Genomic DNA, 18,780 nt, shown 5'->3' on the forward strand with positions numbered 1-18,780 from the left:
CCCCTGCCCTCTCCCGCAAGCGGGAGAGGGGGTAAGCAGGGCGCCGGTCGGACTCCCTCTCCCGCTTGCGGGAGAGGGTGGGGGTGAGGGCTGCGGTCATCCGACCTGCTTCACCTTGAACACCTGCCGCAGGTAATCGAGGAAGGTCTGGTCGTCGCACAGCGTCTTGCCGGGCGCATCCGAGAGCTTGGCGACCGACTGGCCGTTGCAGCGGACCAGCTTCATGACGATGTTCAGCGGCTTCGGGCCGAGATCGTTACTGAGGTACGTACCGATGCCGAAGCCCACCGGCACGCGCCGCGCGAAGTGCGTGTGCAGGCGGAAGGCCTCGTCGCAGTTCAGGCCGTCGCTGAAGACCAGCCGCTTGGTGCGCGCATCGATGCGCAGCTTCGCGTAATGCGCCAGCGCCTTCTCGCCCCACACGACCGGATCGCCGCTGTCATGCCGCAGGCCGTCGAAGAGCTTCGCGAAGTACAGGTCGAAGTCGGCGAGGAACGCGTCCATGCCGATCACGTCGGTCAACGCGATGCCGAGGTCGCCGCGGAACTCCTGCACCCAGCCTTCCAACGCCGCCTTCTGCGACAGCCTCAGCTGCACGCCCACCGCCTGGTAGGTCTGCAGGTATTCATGCGCCATCGTGCCGATGGGAATCAGGCCGTGGCGACGCGCCAGCTCGACGTTGGACGTGCCCTTGAAGACCGACGGGATCTCGCGCTTCAGCGTCGAGACCACCTCGTCGTGCCAGTCGCCGGAAAAGCGGCGGCGCAGGCCGAAGTCGAAGAACTCGAAGGGATAGGCGTCGTCGCCCAGCGTGCCCGGCACGGCCGCCGCGTAGTCGCGCAGGCGGACCGTCTTTGCCGCGAGCCGGGCGCGGCCTTCGACCAGCACCTCCTGCTCGCGCCCGGCGCAGAGGCGGCGGAAGTACAGCTCGTTCACGATGGCCAGCACGAAGATCTCGAACGCCATCACGTGGACCTGCGGTCCCTTGGCGACGATCACCAACTGGCCCGCCTCGGCGCCCTCGCCCGGTCGCGCGTCGATGAAGCGACGCTGGAAGCGGAAGATCCGCAGGAAGTCGATGAAGTCCGACTTCATGAAGCGCAGGCCGCCGAGGTATGCGAGTTCCTCATCGCTAAAGCTCAGCGTGCAGAGGTGGTCCAGCTCGCGGTTCACTGCATCGCTGAGCTCGCTCAGCGGGAAGACCGGCGTGTTGCGGCAGACGAAGCGGTACTCGGCGTCGTTGGCGGGGAAGGCGTGCAGCAGCGTCTGCCACATCGTGAACTTGTAGAGGTCGGTCTCCAGCAGCGAGCGGATGACAGGGGCGTCGTTCATGACATCGCTCCGATCAGGCCGACAGCAGGCCGAGCGCCTGTGCCGCAGTCATCGTCCGCACGCCAAGCGCGCGGGCGCGGTCGACGAAGGCCGTCGCACCGGCCTCGAAACCGCCGACGGGGCTCATCGCATCCTCGATCAGCACGATGCGCGCAAGCCGTTCGGCGCTCATCTCGGCGAAGAGGTCTTCCGCCGTCGCCGCGACACAGTGGCTGCTGGCCTCCCCGGCGATGAAGGTGAGGCCGGGGAAGTCGACGATGCGGTCGACCAGCGCGCGGTTCGTCTGCGTGCGTGGGTCCGAAGCGATCGGCACTTCGGCGCGCACGGCGCTGTACTGCTCGGTCATCGGGTTCAGGCCTTTGAGGACCTTCTCCACGGTGCGCAGCCGCGCGGCTTCCCAACGGCCCAGCGCGGCGGCGAGATCGCCATGCACGTTGTGGCCCCAGGTGCCGACGACGCAGTGCGTCGGCCAGACCATCAGGATGTACTTCTTCGGGCTGGCCTCGAGGGCATCGAGGTAGGCCAGCACCTGATCGCGCAACGCGGCATCGCGCGGGGCGAAGCGGCCGGCGCGGACGTCCTCGGCCTTGATCTGCGTGAACGGTGCGACCGGCTGCGGCGCACCGGCGGGGCCGTCAGCGCCGTCAGCGCCGTCAGCGCCATTGGCGCCGGGTTGTTGCCAGAACGCCGGCCGCTCGATCGCGTAAACCGGGTGCGAGTCCAGCGTCACGACGATGTCCGCGATCGCGCCGCCGGCCTGGTCCACCAGCGCGGCCAGGCGCTTCATGTCCGCGTCGGCGCCGGTCACCGGCAGCGTCGCGCCGGGGATGTCGCAGAAGTCGTTCTGCGGGTCGACGATCAGCAGTTGCAGGGGTTGCTGGAGGCGCTGGGTCATGAGAGTTCCGATTCCGTCTTTGTCATGTCGTGGCGCCAGCATATCTCACTTCGTGCTTGTTTGCACTAAGTGAATCGACATGACACGTCCCACGGTGCAACGAGGTGTAGCGCGGTGTGCGATTGATTCCAGGATGCGTGCAAGGCGGCGGTTTGACGTCTTGAATCGTTGCCGCCCATAATTCGTGCTTTTCCGCACTAAGAAGAAGAACGCCGTGGACTTCGAACGCCCCATCGTCACCGTCGACATCGTGCTGCTGACGCTGCGCGACGGTGCGCTGCATGCGGGTCTCGCGCAGCGCGACAAGGCGCCGGCGCTCGGCGCGTGGACGCTGCCTGGCGGCTGGGTACACACGGACACGGACCAGGACGCCGATGATGCGGCCGCCCGGATCCTGCGCGAGAAGGCCGGTCTCGTGTCTCCGTATCTGGAGCAGCTCCGGACCTTCTCGGGCATGCATCGCGACTCGCGCGGGTGGTCGCTGTCGGTGAGCTACTACGCGGTCGTGCCGGTTGATGTCGACACACGGGCAACGGTTGACGCCGACGCCAGCGCCGACGAACGCTTCCGCTGGGCCGCCGTCGACAGCCTGCGTTCCCTGCCCTTCGACCACGCGCAGATCCTGCGCACGGCGGTCGAGCGCGTGCGGTCGAAGACGCTGTACTCATCGCTGCCGGTGCACCTGATGCCGGCCGAGTTCACGCTCGGCGAGCTGCAGCGCACCTACGAGCAGGTGCTGGGTGCCGAGCTCGACAAGCGCGGCTTCCGCCGCCGCATCGAGGAGCTCGACGTGATCGAGGAGATCCCCGGCGCGTTCACCAGCGGCGGCAGCCACCGGCCCGCGCAGCTGTTCCGGAAGAAGGCGCATGCGCCGGCGTTGAAGACGGTGCCGAGCAATCTGGCGGTGGGGTGAAGGTTGGAACGCCTTCAGCGACTTGGGCAGGCCGCCTTGCTCGAACAGAGCGTCAGCGGCAGCACGACATCGCGCGCAGGCGGAGGGACCTCCCCGGCGGCGACCTCGAACCGGCCATTGAGGCGATTGCCTGCGGGGTCTTCGAGCGTGCCTCGCACGACCAACCGGAACGGTCCGCCCGTCCAGGCACGCGCCGGCGAAAAGCGCCAGGTGGTCTCGCCGTCGAGGAACTCGCCGCGTCCGGGGACGCGCCGACCTCGCGCGTCGAGCACGGCCAGGTAGCCGGCCTCCAGCGCGTCGACCGGGGCATCGAGCCGGACCAGCAGCGGATCGCGACGACCGACCGCCACCGGAGACAGCGCCCAGGTGTCGGCACGCGGCCCCGTCTCGTCCCGTGCCAGGACTTGCCAGCGCTGCAGTTCGCGGCCGTCGAGGGTGAGACGGATCGACTCGCCTTGGACCAGGACACCGCCGAGCTCGTCATGGGCGATCAGTCCCGTCTTCACCCGGCCCGGGTGAAAGAGCACGGTCAGCACCTTGCCATCGGGCGACCACAGTTCCTGATCGAGGAACGGCTCGAACAATGGTCGATCGTCGTGGCCGATGAGCGCCAGACGACGCAGCACAGGTCCGTCGGGGGCGGACGCAAAGCGGATCGAGATCCGGAGCAGGTTCTCGGGAATGGCGGGGCCTGAAGGCCCCACGCCGACGATCTCGGGCAGCTCGTCACTCGCGGCGCGATTCGCCGCCCGGGCTTCCATGCCGACGAGCAGAACCGCCATGGCCAATGCGAGTGTCCATGCGAACGCCATCGCCCTCGCGAGGCCCATCGCATGGCCCCTCGCGTGTGACGGCGCCGCCCCGATCAATCGCTCCCGCCGCATGGCATCACTGATTCGGCTTGATGTGGTCGGCGAAACCTTCCTGCTCCAGCAGCATGTCCTGACGCGGCTTGATGTACTTCAGCTGGAATCCGTCGCCTTTGAAGCTGTACTTCGGGAAGGCGTATTCCGAGACGAAGTCGGTCAACCGGAAGGACAGCTCCTTGCCGATGGTCACCAGTTGCAGGCGGTCCTGCTCCAGGCGGCGGCGCACGACGATGAAGGACTGATCGTCGAGGTTGTCGATGCGGATCGCGCCGGCCAGCGGCGCCGTCGTCGGCTCCAGCCCGCTCAGTTGGCCGAACTGCACGACCTGCTCGATGCCGGGCTTCGCGTTGGCGGCCTCCACCTGCGACAGCGGGATCGCGCTGGCGCCGCGCTCGAAGTTGAGCAGCATCAGGTAGTCGCGCGTCTGCCCGTCCTCGGTCTTCGAATACGAGATCAGGTCCGCCGGCGTATTCCCATAGCCAAGCTCCGCGATCGTCTTGCCGCGCAGGTGCGCGCCGTCGCGGATGTCGTCCAGCGGGATCGTGACGATCGGCGTGCAGGTGTAGGCGGCGATCAGGTACGGGCGTCCCGCCAGCGTGGCGAAGCTCATCGCGCGGATCGGCGCCCGCGTCTCCACGAGGTTGTGCCCGGTGTGATAGATCTCGATCGACGCCATCGCCTGCGTCGCGTCGAACGGGTACTTCACGCGCCGCAGGCTCGAGGAGAAGTCCTGGTTGGACAAGCCGGCGATGAACAGCTCGCCCTCGCGCCACTTCATGTCCGTCACGGTGAAGCTGCGCTCGGGCAGGTCCCGCCAGATCACGCCGGACGACGCCGGCGCGTCGCGCAGCGCGACAGTGGTGGTCTTGGCCTTCTTCAGGTCGATGCGCCGCGCATGCCGGTCACTGGTCACGACGAGCAGAGCCGGCGACTTCGCGGGGCCGTAGCTGACGGCGATGTAGACCTCGGCAGTACCGGGCCGGGCGACCATGTCCTCGACCACGACCTTGGCGCCGCCGACCTGCGCGGACAGCAACGGCTCCAGGTCGAGGATGTTGAAGGCCGTGCCGGCCGCCTTGGCCGGCGCGTCCGACAAGGTGAGCGCGTGGACCTTCGCATCCTTCCAGTCGGCGAGGAACAGCACGTTGCCCGGCCCTGCGGCGAGCCGCGAGACCGACTTGATGTCGGCCGCGCCGGCGTTGGACGAAAGCGTGGCCGCAAGGACCAGCGTGGAGAGGAGCAGACGCATGGGAACTCCGAGGTCGGATGGGGTTCCCCGATGCTAGGCAGAGAGGCGACGCGCCAGTAGACGCGCCGCGATCAACAGCCTGTTGAACTGCGGACACGAATGCCCGGAGACCAGGCGCACAGCGCGCGCTCAACACGCACACAACACGCACTCAACACGCACTCACCGCGCGCTTAACCCCTTCAGCAGCGCCTCATGGAACTCCTTCGGCGACTCGACCTGCGGCGAGTGCCCGAGCGCGGGAAACTCGATCAACGACGCGCCCGGAATCATCTTCGCCGTCGAGCGGCCGAGCGTCGCGTAGTCGCCGAGCTTCTCCGCGATCTCCTTGGGCGCGCGGACCGCGCCGGGCGCGGTGCGGTCCTTGCCGCCGATCATCAGCAGCGTGCGCACCTGCAGCCGCGGCAGCTCCTGCACCACCGGCTGCGTGAAGATCATCTCCGACGTCTGCGCCTGGTTCCACGCGACCTGCTCGCGGCCCGGCCCCGCGTACTGGCCGGCGGACATGCGCACCCAGCGGTCGTACTCCGGCTTCCACTGGCCGTTGTAATAGAAGCGCAGCTGGTAGGCCTTGATGGTCTCCGCCGTCGTCTTCAGTTCCTGCGCGTAGAGCTGATCGATGGTCGCGTAAGGCACGCCCGCGGCTTGCCAGTCCTCGAGACCCAGCGGGTTCACGACGACCAGTTGCTCGACCTGCGTCGGGTACGCGAGCGCGAAGCGCATCGCGAGCATCCCGCCCATCGAGTGCCCGATCACCGTCGCCTTCGCGATGCCCAGCGACTGCAGCAGCGCCTGCGTGTTGGCCGCCAATTGGTTGAAGCTGAACTGGTAGCCGCCGGGTTTGCTCGACGCGCAGAAACCGATCTGGTCCGGCACGATGACGCGATAGCCCGCGCCGGTGAGCACGGTGATCGTCTGCTCCCAGGTCGCGCCGCAGAAGTTCTTGCCGTGCAGCAGCACCGCGGTCCGGCCGTTGGGCTGGCCGGTCGGGGCGACGTCCATGTAGACCATCTCCAGCGCCTGCCGCTGCGACGTCAGCTTGAAGCGCTGCTGCGGATGCGGGTAGTCGAAGCCCTCCAGGCGCGCCCCGTAGGCGGGCGCGTCCTGCGCCGACGGCGCGGTCTTCGTGGGCGGGGCGCTTTGCGCCTGCGCGCTGAGCGTGCAGAGGGCGAATGCCGCGAGCGCGGCGGCGGACAACATCTTCATCACGGGGAACTCCAGTGGCGACGGAACGGCGCGCCGAAGCGAGCAAGTGTCGTTCCCTCTCTCCCCGCGTGCAGCCCTCAGGGGCTTCAACGCTGATCGAGATAGCCGAAGCTGCCGTGATCGCGGATCTCCTCCGCGGCCAGTCGCGCCGCCTTCATCGCATGCCGGAAGAGCGACATCGCCAGGCTCACGCGCTTCACGCCGGCCTCGCCGAGCTCGCGCACCGTGAACGATCGCCCCGGGATGCCGGCCATGAAGTTGACCGGCTTGGTCACCGACGCGCAGACCCGGCGCACCGCGTCGAGGTCCGGCAGCAGCGGCGCGAACAGCACGTCGGCGCCGGCACGTTCGAAAGCCTGCAGGCGGCGGATCGTGTCGTCGAGGTCGTTGATGCCGTGGAGGAAGTTCTCCGAGCGCGCCGTGACCAGGAAGGGGAACGGCAACGCGCGCGCCGCCTCGACCGCGGCGGCCACCCGCTCGACGGCGAGATCGAAGTCGAGGATAGGCGCCCCGCCCTCGCTGGACGAATCCTCGATGGAACCGCCGACCGCGCCCGCCTCCGCGGCGAGGCGGATCGTCAGCGCGCAATCCTCGGGGCGATGTCCGAAGCCGTTGCCCAGGTCGGCGCTCAGCGGCAAGGGCGTGGCGCCCGCGAGCAGCCGGATGTGCGCGAGCGTCTCCTCGCGCGTGAGTTGGCCGTCGCGGCGTCCGACGGCCTCGGCCGCCGCGGCGCTCGACGTCGCCAGCGCGGCGAAGCCCGCCGCTTCCAACATGCGCGCCGAGGCGATGTCCCACGCGTTCGCGATCACGAAGGGGTCAGGTCTTTCGTGCAAGGCACGCAGCGCGGCGGCCTTCGCGGCTTGGGTCTCGGAGGTGGGTTCGTCGGGGGTCGACACGGTGCTCATGGCGGCTTCCTCGGTGGGACAGACGGATGCTAGGCCGCGCTGCTGCCGCCGTCTGGCAGCAATCGGACCTGTTCCTCCGTCGCGCCCGTGGCGCCCCATCTCCCCCCTTTACCTCCAAAAGGGTGGCGACGACGCCACGGTTTTCCGGCATTCCGCTCCGAACGGGGGCAGATCGCGCGGCCTGCGCACCCTCAGCCCCAACCACAATGTTGCGAACCATTCGCATTTGATAACGTGTCGCGTTACGCTGAATGTCGGCTTCCCAGTTCCCGCCCCCGGTCCCCACTCCATGTCCCTCCAAGCCTCCGCGCCGCGCCTGTCCCTCATCTCCCTCTCCGTGATGGCGCTGCTGACGCCGCTCGCGGGCCACGCGCAGGCCGCGCCAGCCGATGCATCGGCCGTTGAGGCCGCATCCCCGAGCCCCGGCGACGGCACGGCGAAGAAGCTGCTGGACGAGGTCGTCGTCACCGGCGTGCGCAAGAAGACCTTCGCGCCGACCACCGTGCGCGTCGGCGCCTTCCGCGACCAGGATCCGCTGGACGTGCCGTTGACCAACAACGTCATGTCGCGCGACCTGCTGGACGCGCAGGCCGCGCAGGGCCTGTTCGACGCGCTGAAGAACACCGCCGGCGTGACCCGCTCCCAGGTCAGCGGCTCCACCTACGACAACCTCTCCATCCGCGGGATCATTGTCGAGAACCGCAGCAACTACCGCCTCAACGGCAACCTGCCCGTCGTCAACCTGATCGACATCCCGCTCGAGAACAAGGAGCAGGTCGAGGTGCTGAAGGGCGCCTCGTCGATGTACTACGGCATGGTGCCGCCGTCGGGCATCGTCAACTTCGTGACCAAGCGCGCCGGCCCGACGCCGGTGACGTCGATCACGACCACCGTCAACGACCACGGCGGCGCGAAGGTCCACATGGACATCGGCCGGCGCTTCGGCGAGGACGACAGCGTGGGCATCCGCGTCAACGCCGCGACCAGCAAGGAAGAGACCGGCATCGACCGCTACAAAGGCGATCGCGACGTGCTGACCCTGGCCGCGGACTGGCGCGCGACGTCCTGGGCCAACTTCAAGCTCGACGTCGAGCACTACCGCAAGAACACCAGCGAGCAGGCCGCCATCCAGCTGCCCGCCGCGGTGAACGGCGTGATCACGCTGCCGCGCGTGCCGGACAACAAGACCAACCTCGCGCCCGAATGGGCCCGCTACGACGCGCAGGCCGACAACGTGCTGCTGCGCGGCGACTTCGCGCTGAGCGACGACTGGGTGCTGAGCATCGAGACCGGCCGCGCTCAGACCGAACGCGACCGCAACAACACGACCTTCATCAACTACAACCCGCAGACCGGCGCCGGCACGGCCAGCGTCAACGTGCTGAAGGGCCAGAAGTACACCAACACGAACCACCGCGTCGAGGCCATCGGCCGCTTCGACACGGTCGGCATCGGCCACGAGCTGACCTTCGGCGCGACCTACAACCGGCGCGAGTCCGCCGGCTGGATGAGCGGCACGGCGACCGCGCCGCAGAACCTGTACGCGCCGGTCGACATCGCGCAGCTGACCCCGACGCTGCGCCAGGCCGGCTTCCCATCCGAGATCAACGACCGCGGGCTGTACGCCTTCGACCGCATCTCCGTCGGCGAGCAGTGGCAGTTCCTGGCCGGCCTGCGCAAGACGATCTACCGCAGCGAGGCGACCAGCCCCACCGCGCCGGTCAGCGTCTATCGCGCCGACAAGGTCACGCCCAACTTCTCGGTGATGTGGAAGCCGATGAAGAACCTGAGCGTCTACGGCAGCCTGCTGCGCGGCCTGGAGGAGACCGGCACCGCGCCGCTGACCGCCGACAACGCCGGCCAGGTGCTGGCGCCGGCCGTGAGCAAGCAGCGCGAGCTGGGCGTGAAGGCGCGCGTGGGCGAGGTGCTGCTGCAGACGGCGGTGTTCCAGACGGACCGCGCGCTGACGACGACGATCAACCGCGTCTTCCAGGTCGGCGGCGAGGCGCGTTATCGCGGCCTGGAGTTCTCCGCCAGCGGCGAGATCGGGCGCGACTTCGCGCTCGTGGCCTCCGCGCTGCTGCTCGATGCCGAGATCACCCGCGTCGGCACCAGCAACGCAGGCGAGCTCGGCCAGTCGCCGGAGAACACGCCGAAGAACACGCTGAGCCTGTTCGGCGAATACCGCGTGCCGGTCGTGCCGGGCCTGTCGCTGAACGCCGGCGTGTACCACTTCGGCAAGCGCGCGGTGAACAACCTCAACCAGGGCTGGGTCGGTGCGTACGAGACGCTGTCGATCGGCGCGCGCTACCAGTTCCGCGTGATGGACAAGGCGGTCAACCTGCAGGCCAACGTCGACAACCTGACCGACAAGGATTACTGGAGCACGGCCGGCAACAACCTGCTGGGCGTCGGCGCGCCGCGCACGGTGCGCCTGACCGCCAAGGTCGACTTCTGATCGCCCGATCGCAGAACCGCGGGAGCAACGAACCATGGCTCTGGTGACCGCGCGCCGCGTCTGGATGTGGCTGCACCGCTGGATGGGGCTGACGCTGGGGATGCTGCTCGCCGCGGCGGCGCTGCTCGGTTCGCTGATGACGGTGCTGCGCCCGCTGGACGAGGCCATGCATCCGGAGCTCTTCCGCGCGCCCGCTCACGACGCGGCGACGGCCGTCGTCGCATCGAGCACGCCGTTCGAGACGCTGCGACGCCGCGTGGCCGATGAATTCGGCCCGAAGGCGACGATGACGATCCGTCCGCCGCGCGAGGACGGCGAGTCGCTGCGCGTCGCGGTCCGCTCGCCGAGCTGGGCGGGCACCGTGTACCTGGACCCGGTCAGCATCGTCGAACTCGGTCGACGCGGCGAGACGGAAGGCGTCGCCAACTTCGTCTTCGAGCTCCACAGCGAGCTGCTGCTCGGCGACACCGGCAAGGCGACGCTCGCCTTCACCGCATTGGCGTATCTCCTGCTGCTGATCACCGGGCTGATCTTGTGGTGGCCGATGAACGCGGCGCAGTGGAAGCACGCCTTCAAGCTGAAGCTGGACAAGGGCACAACGCGCAGCCTGTTCGACCTGCACCGCTTCGCCGGCGCCGTCCTGGGCCTGCTGATCGCGGTGGCCGTCGCGAGCGGCGCATGGATGGCCTACCGGCCCATCGGCGGCTGGCTCAACACGCTGGTCGGCGAGACCGCGCCGAAGCCGCCCAAGATCGACAAGGCGCACGGGGAGCGCGTTCCGCTGGACCTCGTCGTCGCCGAGGCGCGGAAGCGCTGGCCCGGCGCGCAGCTCGGCTTCATCCAGCTGGGCGCCGCGGACACGCGGCCGGTGCGCCTGCGCTTCAAGCTGGCGGGCGATCCGCATCCGAACGGGCTGTCGTCGATCTGGGCGCATCCGGTGGACGGTCGCGTGCTCAGCCAGCAGCGCCTGGAGGACCTCGACCTCGCCGTGCGCTCCACCGCGTGGATCTACCCGCTGCATGCGGGCGAGCTCTTCGGCCTCGCCAACCGCGTGATCACCGGCGCACTCGGACTGGTGCTGTTCGGCATGGGCGTCACCGGCACGTGGCTGTGGTGGCGCCGGCGGCGTTGAGCCGCCTGCTGATGCAGGCTCAGGACCGGATCAACTCATCCACGCATTGCGCGACCAGTTCGCTGTCGGCATCGAAGTAGTGCGTGTGCGCGCCAGCGCCGACGCAGAGGTCCTTGCGCGGCGGCACATCCAGCGCCGCCGCGCCCGGCGCATAGAACGCGGATTGATGCGGCGCCTCGGGTGACGACGGCGCCCAGATCCAGCGCCCGACGTAATCCCCGGCGGCGAAGGCGTTGGTCCACTTGTCCACGCCCAGTTGATCCAGCAAGGGCCCGGTGCGGACCCAGTGGTAGAGGTCGGGGAAACGCGCCGCGTACAACTGGCGCAGCGGGCTGCCGGCGGTGAAGAGGTGGACCTCGATGTCCTGCAGCCACTGCCCCAGCTGACCGGCCCGGCTGCCGGGATCGCGCATGGCGCGGTAGGTGAGGTATCGCAGCAGGTCCGCGGTGATGACCGTGCCCTGGCTGTGCGACACGATCACGACGCGCGTGGCGCCGTCCCGCTTCAGGTGCTCCAGCAGCGCCACGTAGCGCGCGAAGATGCGGGCGCGCGGAATGGCCTTGCGCGGGAACTCGCGCAGGTAGTTGTCGACGTCCAGCATCGCGTCCAGCGGCGCCCGCAGCCACGGCGCGTACTTGGACAGGGTGCGTCCGAACAGCGTCAACGCGCCGATCGCCGACACCGAGCCGATCACGAAGGGCGCCAGCAGCAGCTGGGAGCCGAAGCCGGTGCCGGCGATGGCCTGCTTCAGGTCCGCCGCCGTGAAGGGGGACACCAGGCGGAGCAGGTCCAGCAGGTAGACGCCGCCGATGTAGGTGGCGACCAGCGCGCTCGCGATCGCGAGCAGCGCGACGAAGTCCTCCAGCCGCTCATACCCGCCGGTCAGCCAGCGCCCCAGGTGGCCCGCCGTCCCCACGCCGCGCTGCAGCTCGGCCAGCACGCTGGGCAGCAGCGACACCAGCACGTAGGCCACCAGCGCCAGCAGCAGCATGGCCACGAGGAAGAAGGTCGCCGTGCTGTAGACGTAGCGCAGCGTCAGGAAGCTCTCCGCCGGCAGCGCGCGGTACATCTCCGCGGCCCGGTGCTGGAAGCCCCAGGCGTCGGCGCTCACCTCGAACTGGAGGTCGAACAGCCAGGGCCGGTAGCCCCACTTGCCGCCCGCACGCTCCAGGACCTGGTGGCCGGCGGCCCAGATCACCATGCCCACCGCGGTGAACGAGGTCACGGACACGAACAGCCCCAGCCGCGCCGTCGCCACGCTGGCCCGCGCCGCGTCGCCGAGCCCGGCCTGCCGGACGCCGTACCACGTCCACGGCACCAGCAGCGCGGCGGCGATGATCCACCAGAGGTAGGTGCCCATCAGCATCAGCTCGAAGGCGCGCAGCGCCGCGGCGGTCCACCAGGTCCAGAGGTCCTGCCGCGGGGAGAACCAGAGCATCACCACCGCGATGGTGCCCAGGCTCAGCGCCAGGAAGACCAGGCCGACCTGACGCGTCGACACGAAGCGCCGGTCCGCGAGCTTCAGGCCGGCATCGCACAGCAGCGCGAGCGCGGCCAGCACCACGATGCCCAGCACCCAGGGCGCGGCGAAGAGCTTGAACGCGACCCCGGCGGCCACCGCCAGCAGGAGCAGCACCGCGCGCCCGACCGCCGAGCGAACATGGCGATAGACCAGCCACCAGTAGCTCAGGGCCGGCAGCCCGACGGCGAGCATGGTCCGCACACTCTCCGCGATCCCGCCCCGGGGGTCGCCGTTCAGCGCCGACATCACCACGATGAAAGTCCCCAGCAGCAGCGTCTGCAGGAACAGGTTGGACAGCAGGTGGGCGAAGGACCAGTCCAGCGCCGTCTGCAGCCAGGACAGCCGGGCCCAGCGCTGCCGGATCCCCGCGGGCGCTCCGGCGGCATCGGCCGCGTGGCGCGCCTGGTCGATCGTGTCGCGCGCGAGCTTGGACAGCCGGAACAGGATGGTGAACAGCTCCGTCAGGATGGTCGGCAACGCGCTCGACAAGCGCGACAGGTCGGCCCAGTACATCTCGTGGAGGTCCACCTGCTGGGTGGTCCGCGCCCGCGCATCCTCGCGGGTGAGGCGGATCCGGTAGCCCTCGACGTACTCGGTTTCCGCCTTGCCGCGCTGCGCCTTGAAGAGCAGGTAGTCGGTGAAGGCGATGCCCTGGTCCGGCTCGCCCTTCAGCGGATCCCCCGGCGCCTGGGACGTCGCCCCCTTGGCCGTGTGCGCGGACCGGACGGTCGACTGGTAGTCCCGCGCCTTCACCCGGTCCTCCGCGACGCCGCGGGCCGAGGCATCCATCCATCCGGTCCGTTGGAAGTCCGATCTCAGCGACTGCCGCAAGGCCTTCATCGCGGTGGGCCGGGCGTCGGGATCGTGAGCCGCCGGCACGCAGCCCTCCAGGACCGGGACCTGCAGCAGCAGGCAGTCGCAAGTCCCGTCACGGTAGTGCACGTCCCGGGGAGGCCGCACCGTCAGGAGCGCCGCCAGCTGATGCACCGTGGCACCGGGCGCCTGATCCGCGACCCCGTGCACGGCGACAACCGCCACGCGCGCGCCCCGCGCCGCCGTCGCGTCCGCCTCCCCGCGACCATCGCGCGCCTCGGTCTCCTGGCGTACGTCCTGCGGGTTCGGCCCTGGATCGGTCATCGCATCTGCCTCCCAAGGCGTCAGGATGGTGCGCGGTGCCGGCACTGTCATCCCCCGTGGAGGGGACAGGCGCCCGCACGGCAGCTTTTTCCGATGCCGCGCGCCGCCGGGCAAGACCCGGCCCCACACCGCTTTCCTCGAACGTCCCCGACGACGGTGACGGGCGCCCCCTCCCCCGGGACTCCCATCTGCCCCCGGTCGAGCGCCACCGCCTCCCTCACCCCGGTGCACCCCCTCTGATGCCGCTGTACCACCTTCCGCCTTCGCCCATCCCTCCCTCCTCGGTCGGGATGCCCGCCACGCCCGTCGGACGGTCCCTGTCCGACGAGATCCCCGATCCCGCCACACCGCCCCCGACGCCCGACGCGTCGGGCGAGCGGGCGCTCGAGCGCCGCTGGGCGCGGTCCATCGCCGCGCATGCGCTGTGGTCCCGGCAGGCGCCCATCGTGCCGCTGCTGCTGGACTGGCTGCGCGACGCCGAGCCCATCGCCCGCGCGCTGGGCCCCGCCATGTGGCGGCACTTCGCACAGCATCTGTTGCAGCACGCCAGCACCCGCGACCTGCGCGCGATGGGACTCGACGAGCGCGTCGAGGCCCGCGTCTGGAGTTCGTGGCCCGAATGGCGGACCGCCGGCTTCCGCATCGCCGACGCACCGGGCCGCCTGCACCGGGCCGTCGTCTGGTGGGAGGACGGGCGCCTGCCCGAGTACCCCGACGCCGGACGCGTCTTCGAGATGCCCTACGGCGCCGCCCTCTGGCTCGACGGCCGGCTGCTGCCCTATCCGCAGGAGCTGACCTTCGGCTGCTCGGTCAACGGGTCGGGCGAATGGATCGACGACCGCTACTTCGTCGTCGACGTCGACGGCCCGATGGAGCACCCCGACTACGTCGAGGAGCTCGCCAACGGCCGGGGCTCGGTGCTGAGCCTGCTGGTCGTCGATGCGCGCCATCGCACCTGCCACCTGCTGAACCCGCGCGCCCATGAGCCGTGGCTGCGCCCGCGCATCACCGTGCAGGACGACGGCCGATGGCGCATCGATCCCGGCACGGACGCCAGCGACGCGGATACGCAATACGACGAGGATGCGGACCGGCCCGCCGTGCCGTCGCGCCTGATGCTGCCGTCGGACCTGCCGCCGGCCTCGATCGACGCGGAGATCCCGCCGGACGAAGCCGAGCCCCGCTCCCTCGCGCCCGCCTGGCGCCATGTCGTCGATGCGTGGAACGCAGACCGCGACCGGCTGGTCGGCCTGCTCGGGGAGATGAACTACGAGCTCGCCCTGGACAGCTTCCGCGATGCCGCCTTGGGGTGGCGCTGAGGTTGGCGCTGAGGCGGGTGAGCGGCGGCCACCTCGCGGCAGCAGGCCATGAACTGCTCCGCGGCCGGCGACTGCCGGCGGGCGCGCATCGTCAGCAGGCCGACCGGCGGGAGTTCGATCGGCACGTCGATCGGCAGGGCCTTCGCAAGCCCTTCCCGGGCCAGGTAGCGCGCGACGTTGTCCGCCACGAAGGCCGCCGCGCCGCGCTGACGCAGGAAGGTCAGCGTGACCAGGAAGGACGCGCTCTCGACGATGTCACTCGGCGGGTCCAGCTGCTGTGAATAGAACATCTGGTTGAGCTTGATCCGCGACGAGGCCCACGGCGGCGGCATCACCCACGGCATGCGGGCGAGCTCGGCCCACGGCGGCTGCCTGGGCTTGCGCGCCGTCGCCAGCGGGTGATCCGGCCGCACGACGATGCGCATCGCCTCCTCGACCAGCGGCTCGGTCGCCAGGTCCGGCGACGCGTAGCCCGGCTCCAGCCGCGCGACGATCACGTCGAGTTCGCCCACGCGCAGCCGCGGCAGCAGGCGCGTCAGGTCGCCTTCCTCGATGTGCACCGTCGTCAGCGACGAATGGCGCTTGAGCCGCTCGACCGCGCCGGCCACCAGCCCGGGTGTCGCCACCACCATCGCGCCGACGCTGACGCGGCCCGCCGCGCCGCTGGCCACGGCGGCGATCTCGTCGCGGGTGCGCGAGAAGTCCGACAGCACCGACCGCGCGAAACGCACCACCGCCTCACCGAAGGGCGTGGGTTCGGTGCCGCGCGTGGAGCGCGTGAACAGGTCCAGGCCGAACATGCGCTCGACCTCGGCCAGCGACTTGGACACCGCCGGCTGCGTCTGCGACAGGAACTCCGACGCGCGGCCGAGATGGCGGAACTGGTCGAGCGCCACCAGCATCTGCAGGTGGCGCAGCTTCAGGTTGGAACGGAGGACGCGGTCGATCTGGCTCATGGGCCGATCTTAGGAGCTTGACGGACCTTCATGCCGTTCATGACATGAAGGCAGTCCAGTTCCTCAATTGAGTTGCATGGAGCGGATGCCCACAATGCATCGCACAGAGACCTCGCGACCATTGCCCAATGGCCCGACGAGGTCCCCGCCCACGACATCGATCGATGCCCGCATCGACCCCGAGCCAGGAGACAAGACATGACCATCCGCATGGACCGCCGCCGCGTCCTGCTCGCCGGCGCCGCCGGCCTCGGCGCCAGCGCCCTCGGGCTGCCGCGCCTCGCTCAGGCCGCCGCCTATCCGTCCGAGCGCGCCATCACCTTCATCTGCCCCTGGCCCGCCGGCGGCACCGCCGACGTGACGATGCGCTCGCTGTGCATGGCCGCGGGCAAGGTCCTGGGCCAGACCATCATCATCGAGAACCGCGCCGGTGCCTCCGGCATGCTCGGCACCAAGGTGCTGTCGACGTCCAAGCCCGATGGCTACACGATCGGCCAGGTGCCGATCTCGGTGACCCGATTCGCGCAGCTGCGCACCGTGCAGCTGGACCCGCTCAAGGACTTCACCTACCTCGCCCGTGTCAACGGCCAGACCTTCGGTCTGGTCGTGCGCGCGGATTCGCCGTGGAAGACGCTGGCGGAATTCGTCGCCGCCGCGAAGGCCAAGCCCGGCCTGATCACCTACGGCAGCGCCGGCATCGGCGGGGCGACGCACGTCGGCATGGAGGAGTTCAATCTCCTCGCCGGCATCCAGCTGAATCACATCCCGTACAAGGGCGGCGCGCCGGCGCTGCAGGATCTGCTCGGCGGTCAGGTGGACGCGGTGGCCGATTCCACCTCGTGGGCACCGCACGTCAAGTCCGGCAAGCTGCGGCTGCTGGTCACCTGGGGCGCGACGCGCACCAAGGACTTCGCCGACGTGCCGACGCTGAAGGAAGCCGGCTACGACCTGGTCGTCGACGCGCCCAACGGCATCGGCGCGCCCAAGGGCATGGACCCGGCGATCGTCGCCAAGCTGCGCGACGCCTTCCGCAAGGCCACGGCGGATGCGGACTTCATCGCCACCTGCGATCGCATCGACTCGCCGGTGATGTACCTCGACCAGCCGGAGTACGAGAAGTACATCCAGGCTACCTACCGCAAGGACACGCAGCTGATCGAGCGCCTGAAGCTGCGCGAGCTGCTGGCGAAGGGCTGACCATGACCGCCATCGGCACCGCCACGGGCACTGCGCCGGGCACTGCGCCGGGAACCGCGACGGGAACCGCGACGGCATACGCGACGGGGACGGCCCCGGGCGCCGTGAGCTCGGCCGGCGCGACCACCTCCGACGCGGTGGCCGCCGCGTCGGCCGCGATGGCGACGTCCTCGCCGCTGCTGCGCCTGCATCGCGACGACAACGTCCTGATCGCGCGCCAGGTGCTGACGCTGGGGCAGGACCTGCCGGAATTCGGACTTCGCCTGAAGGCGCAGGTCCCCGCCGGCCACAAGATCGCGGCGCGGCGCATCGCCGCGGGCGAGCCGATCCGCAAGTACAACGCCGTCATCGGCGTCGCCGCGCGCGACATCGAGGCCGGCGACTACGTCCACGCCCACAACATCGCGCTGGTCGAGTTCGACCGCGATCCGGCCTTCGGCGCCGACGTGAAGCCTGTCGACTACCTGCCCGAGTCCGAGCGCGCGAGCTTCATGGGCATCGTGCGCGCCGACGGCCGCGTGGCGACGCGCAACTTCATCGGCATCCTGGCCTCGGTGAACTGCTCGTCGACCGCGATCAACCGCATCGCCGAGCACTTCACGCCGGAGCGGCTGAAGGACTATCCGAACGTCGACGGCGTGGTCGCCTTCGCGCAGACCACCGGCTGCGGCATGTCCTCGCCCAGCCCCCATTTCGACCTGCTGCGCCGCACGATCGCCGGCTACGCCAAGCACCCCAACCTGGGCGGTGCGTTGATCGTCGGCCTCGGTTGCGAGCGCAACCAGGTCGCCGGCCTGATGGAGTCGCAACACCTGGTGCCCGGCGAGACGCTGAAGACGCTGGTGATGCAGGACACCGGCGGCACGCGCGCGACGATCGAGGCCGGCATCCGCGCCGTCGAGGCCATGCTGCCGATCGCCAACCGCGTGACGCGGCAGCCGGTGAGCGCCGCCCACTTGAAGATCGGCCTGGAATGCGGCGGCTCGGACGGTTTCTCGGGCATCGGCGCGAATCCGGCGCTGGGCGCGGCGATGGACATCCTCGTGCGCCACGGCGGCACCGCCATCCTGTCGGAGACGCCGGAGATCCACGGCGTCGAGTACATGCTCACCCGTCGCGCGGTCAGCCCCGAGGTCGGCCAGAAGCTGCTGGACCGGCTGGCCTGGTGGGAGGCGTACACCCGCGGCCAGAACGGCCAGTTCAACGGCGTGGTCGGCCCGGGCAACCAGGCCGGCGGGCTCGCCAACATCTTCGAGAAGTCGCTGGGTTCCGCGATGAAGGGCGGCACGACGCCGCTGCAGCAGGTCTACGAATACGCCGAGCCCATCGAGCAGTCGGGCTTCGTGTTCATGGACTCGCCGGGCTACGACCCGGTCGCCGTCACCGGCCAGATCGCCAGCGGCGCCAACCTGATCTGCTTCACCACCGGGCGCGGCTCGATGTTCGGCTCCAAGCCGGCGCCGACGATCAAGCTGGCCAGCAACACGCCGATGTACACGCGCCTCGAAGAGGACATGGACATCAACTGCGGCCTCGTCATCGATGGCGCGCTGACCATCGAGCAGATGGGGCAGCGGATCTTCGAACACATCCTGCGTTCGGCCTCGGGCGAGCCGACCAAGAGCGAGCTGCTCGGCCTCGGCGACCACGAGTTCGTGCCTTGGCATCTGGGCATCGTGAGCTGAATTTC

At 69.6% G+C, this 18,780-nt stretch carries 14 protein-coding genes; 6 read left to right on the forward strand and 8 right to left on the reverse strand.

The window, feature by feature from the left end:
* Nucleotides 1-96: 96 nt before the first annotated feature.
* Nucleotides 97-1,332, reverse strand: coding sequence for a nicotinate phosphoribosyltransferase (gene pncB, locus AC07PR_RS17505; protein ID WP_495136031.1), 1,236 nt, complete (start codon nt 1,330-1,332; stop codon nt 97-99).
* Between the two features lie 13 nt (nt 1,333-1,345).
* Nucleotides 1,346-2,227 (reverse strand): cysteine hydrolase family protein, encoded by an 882-nt coding sequence (locus AC07PR_RS17510; RefSeq protein ID WP_495136032.1) that lies wholly within the window; start codon nt 2,225-2,227, stop codon nt 1,346-1,348.
* 214 nt (nt 2,228-2,441) lie between these two features.
* Between AC07PR_RS17510 and AC07PR_RS17515 the strand changes: the two genes are divergently transcribed.
* Nucleotides 2,442-3,140 (forward strand): NUDIX hydrolase, encoded by a 699-nt coding sequence (locus tag AC07PR_RS17515; protein WP_495136033.1) that lies wholly within the window; start codon nt 2,442-2,444, stop codon nt 3,138-3,140.
* A gap of 14 nt (nt 3,141-3,154) precedes the next feature.
* Here AC07PR_RS17515 and AC07PR_RS17520 read toward each other — a convergent pair whose 3' ends face one another.
* The 4 genes from AC07PR_RS17520 to AC07PR_RS17535 form a co-directional block, all read right to left on the reverse strand.
* Nucleotides 3,155-3,922: a hypothetical protein gene (locus AC07PR_RS17520; RefSeq protein ID WP_495136034.1), complete on the reverse strand. Its 768-nt coding sequence runs from the start codon at nt 3,920-3,922 to the stop codon at nt 3,155-3,157.
* A 106-nt stretch (nt 3,923-4,028) separates the two neighbouring features.
* Nucleotides 4,029-5,258 carry a hypothetical protein gene (locus AC07PR_RS17525; protein WP_495136035.1) on the reverse strand — a complete coding sequence of 410 codons (1,230 nt, stop codon included), beginning with the start codon at nt 5,256-5,258 and terminating at the stop codon, nt 4,029-4,031.
* Nucleotides 5,259-5,420: 162 nt separating this feature from the next.
* Entirely contained in the window at nt 5,421-6,458 is a 1,038-nt protein-coding gene (locus tag AC07PR_RS17530) for an alpha/beta fold hydrolase (RefSeq protein WP_495136267.1), read from the reverse strand.
* A 92-nt stretch (nt 6,459-6,550) separates the two neighbouring features.
* Nucleotides 6,551-7,369: an isocitrate lyase/PEP mutase family protein gene (locus AC07PR_RS17535; protein ID WP_495136036.1), complete on the reverse strand. Its 819-nt coding sequence runs from the start codon at nt 7,367-7,369 to the stop codon at nt 6,551-6,553.
* Between the two features lie 289 nt (nt 7,370-7,658).
* Here AC07PR_RS17535 and AC07PR_RS17540 point away from each other — a divergent pair, with 289 nt between their 5' ends.
* On the forward strand, nt 7,659-9,827 hold the full coding sequence (locus AC07PR_RS17540; RefSeq protein WP_495136037.1) for a TonB-dependent siderophore receptor: 2,169 nt from the start codon (nt 7,659-7,661) through the stop codon (nt 9,825-9,827).
* Between the two features lie 34 nt (nt 9,828-9,861).
* A complete protein-coding gene (locus AC07PR_RS17545; protein ID WP_495136038.1) occupies nt 9,862-10,959 on the forward strand; it encodes a PepSY-associated TM helix domain-containing protein in 1,098 nt (365 codons plus the stop codon).
* A gap of 19 nt (nt 10,960-10,978) precedes the next feature.
* On the opposite strand, the gene AC07PR_RS17550 is transcribed toward AC07PR_RS17545, so the two are convergent.
* Nucleotides 10,979-13,618 (reverse strand): hypothetical protein, encoded by a 2,640-nt coding sequence (locus tag AC07PR_RS17550; protein WP_495136039.1) that lies wholly within the window; start codon nt 13,616-13,618, stop codon nt 10,979-10,981.
* A 290-nt stretch (nt 13,619-13,908) separates the two neighbouring features.
* Between AC07PR_RS17550 and AC07PR_RS17555 the strand changes: the two genes are divergently transcribed.
* Nucleotides 13,909-14,937 (forward strand): hypothetical protein, encoded by a 1,029-nt coding sequence (locus AC07PR_RS17555; protein ID WP_495136040.1) that lies wholly within the window; start codon nt 13,909-13,911, stop codon nt 14,935-14,937.
* Here the strand turns inward: AC07PR_RS17555 and AC07PR_RS17560 are convergent.
* A complete protein-coding gene (locus AC07PR_RS17560) occupies nt 14,886-15,893 on the reverse strand; it encodes a LysR substrate-binding domain-containing protein (RefSeq protein ID WP_495136041.1) in 1,008 nt (335 codons plus the stop codon). The two genes, AC07PR_RS17555 and AC07PR_RS17560, sit on opposite strands and share 52 nt — an antisense overlap.
* Before the next feature lie 198 nt (nt 15,894-16,091).
* Between AC07PR_RS17560 and AC07PR_RS17565 the strand changes: the two genes are divergently transcribed.
* Both AC07PR_RS17565 and AC07PR_RS17570 read left to right on the forward strand, forming a co-directional pair.
* The gene (locus tag AC07PR_RS17565) at nt 16,092-17,090 is read left to right on the forward strand and encodes a tripartite tricarboxylate transporter substrate binding protein (RefSeq protein WP_483107732.1); all 999 of its coding nucleotides are present in this window, start codon (nt 16,092-16,094) and stop codon (nt 17,088-17,090) included.
* Between the two features lie 158 nt (nt 17,091-17,248).
* A complete protein-coding gene (locus tag AC07PR_RS17570) occupies nt 17,249-18,775 on the forward strand; it encodes a UxaA family hydrolase (RefSeq protein ID WP_483109296.1) in 1,527 nt (508 codons plus the stop codon).
* The last annotated feature ends 5 nt before the right edge of the window (nt 18,776-18,780 follow it).

It is taken from the genome of Roseateles sp. GW821-FHT09H11 (assembly GCF_059415845.1).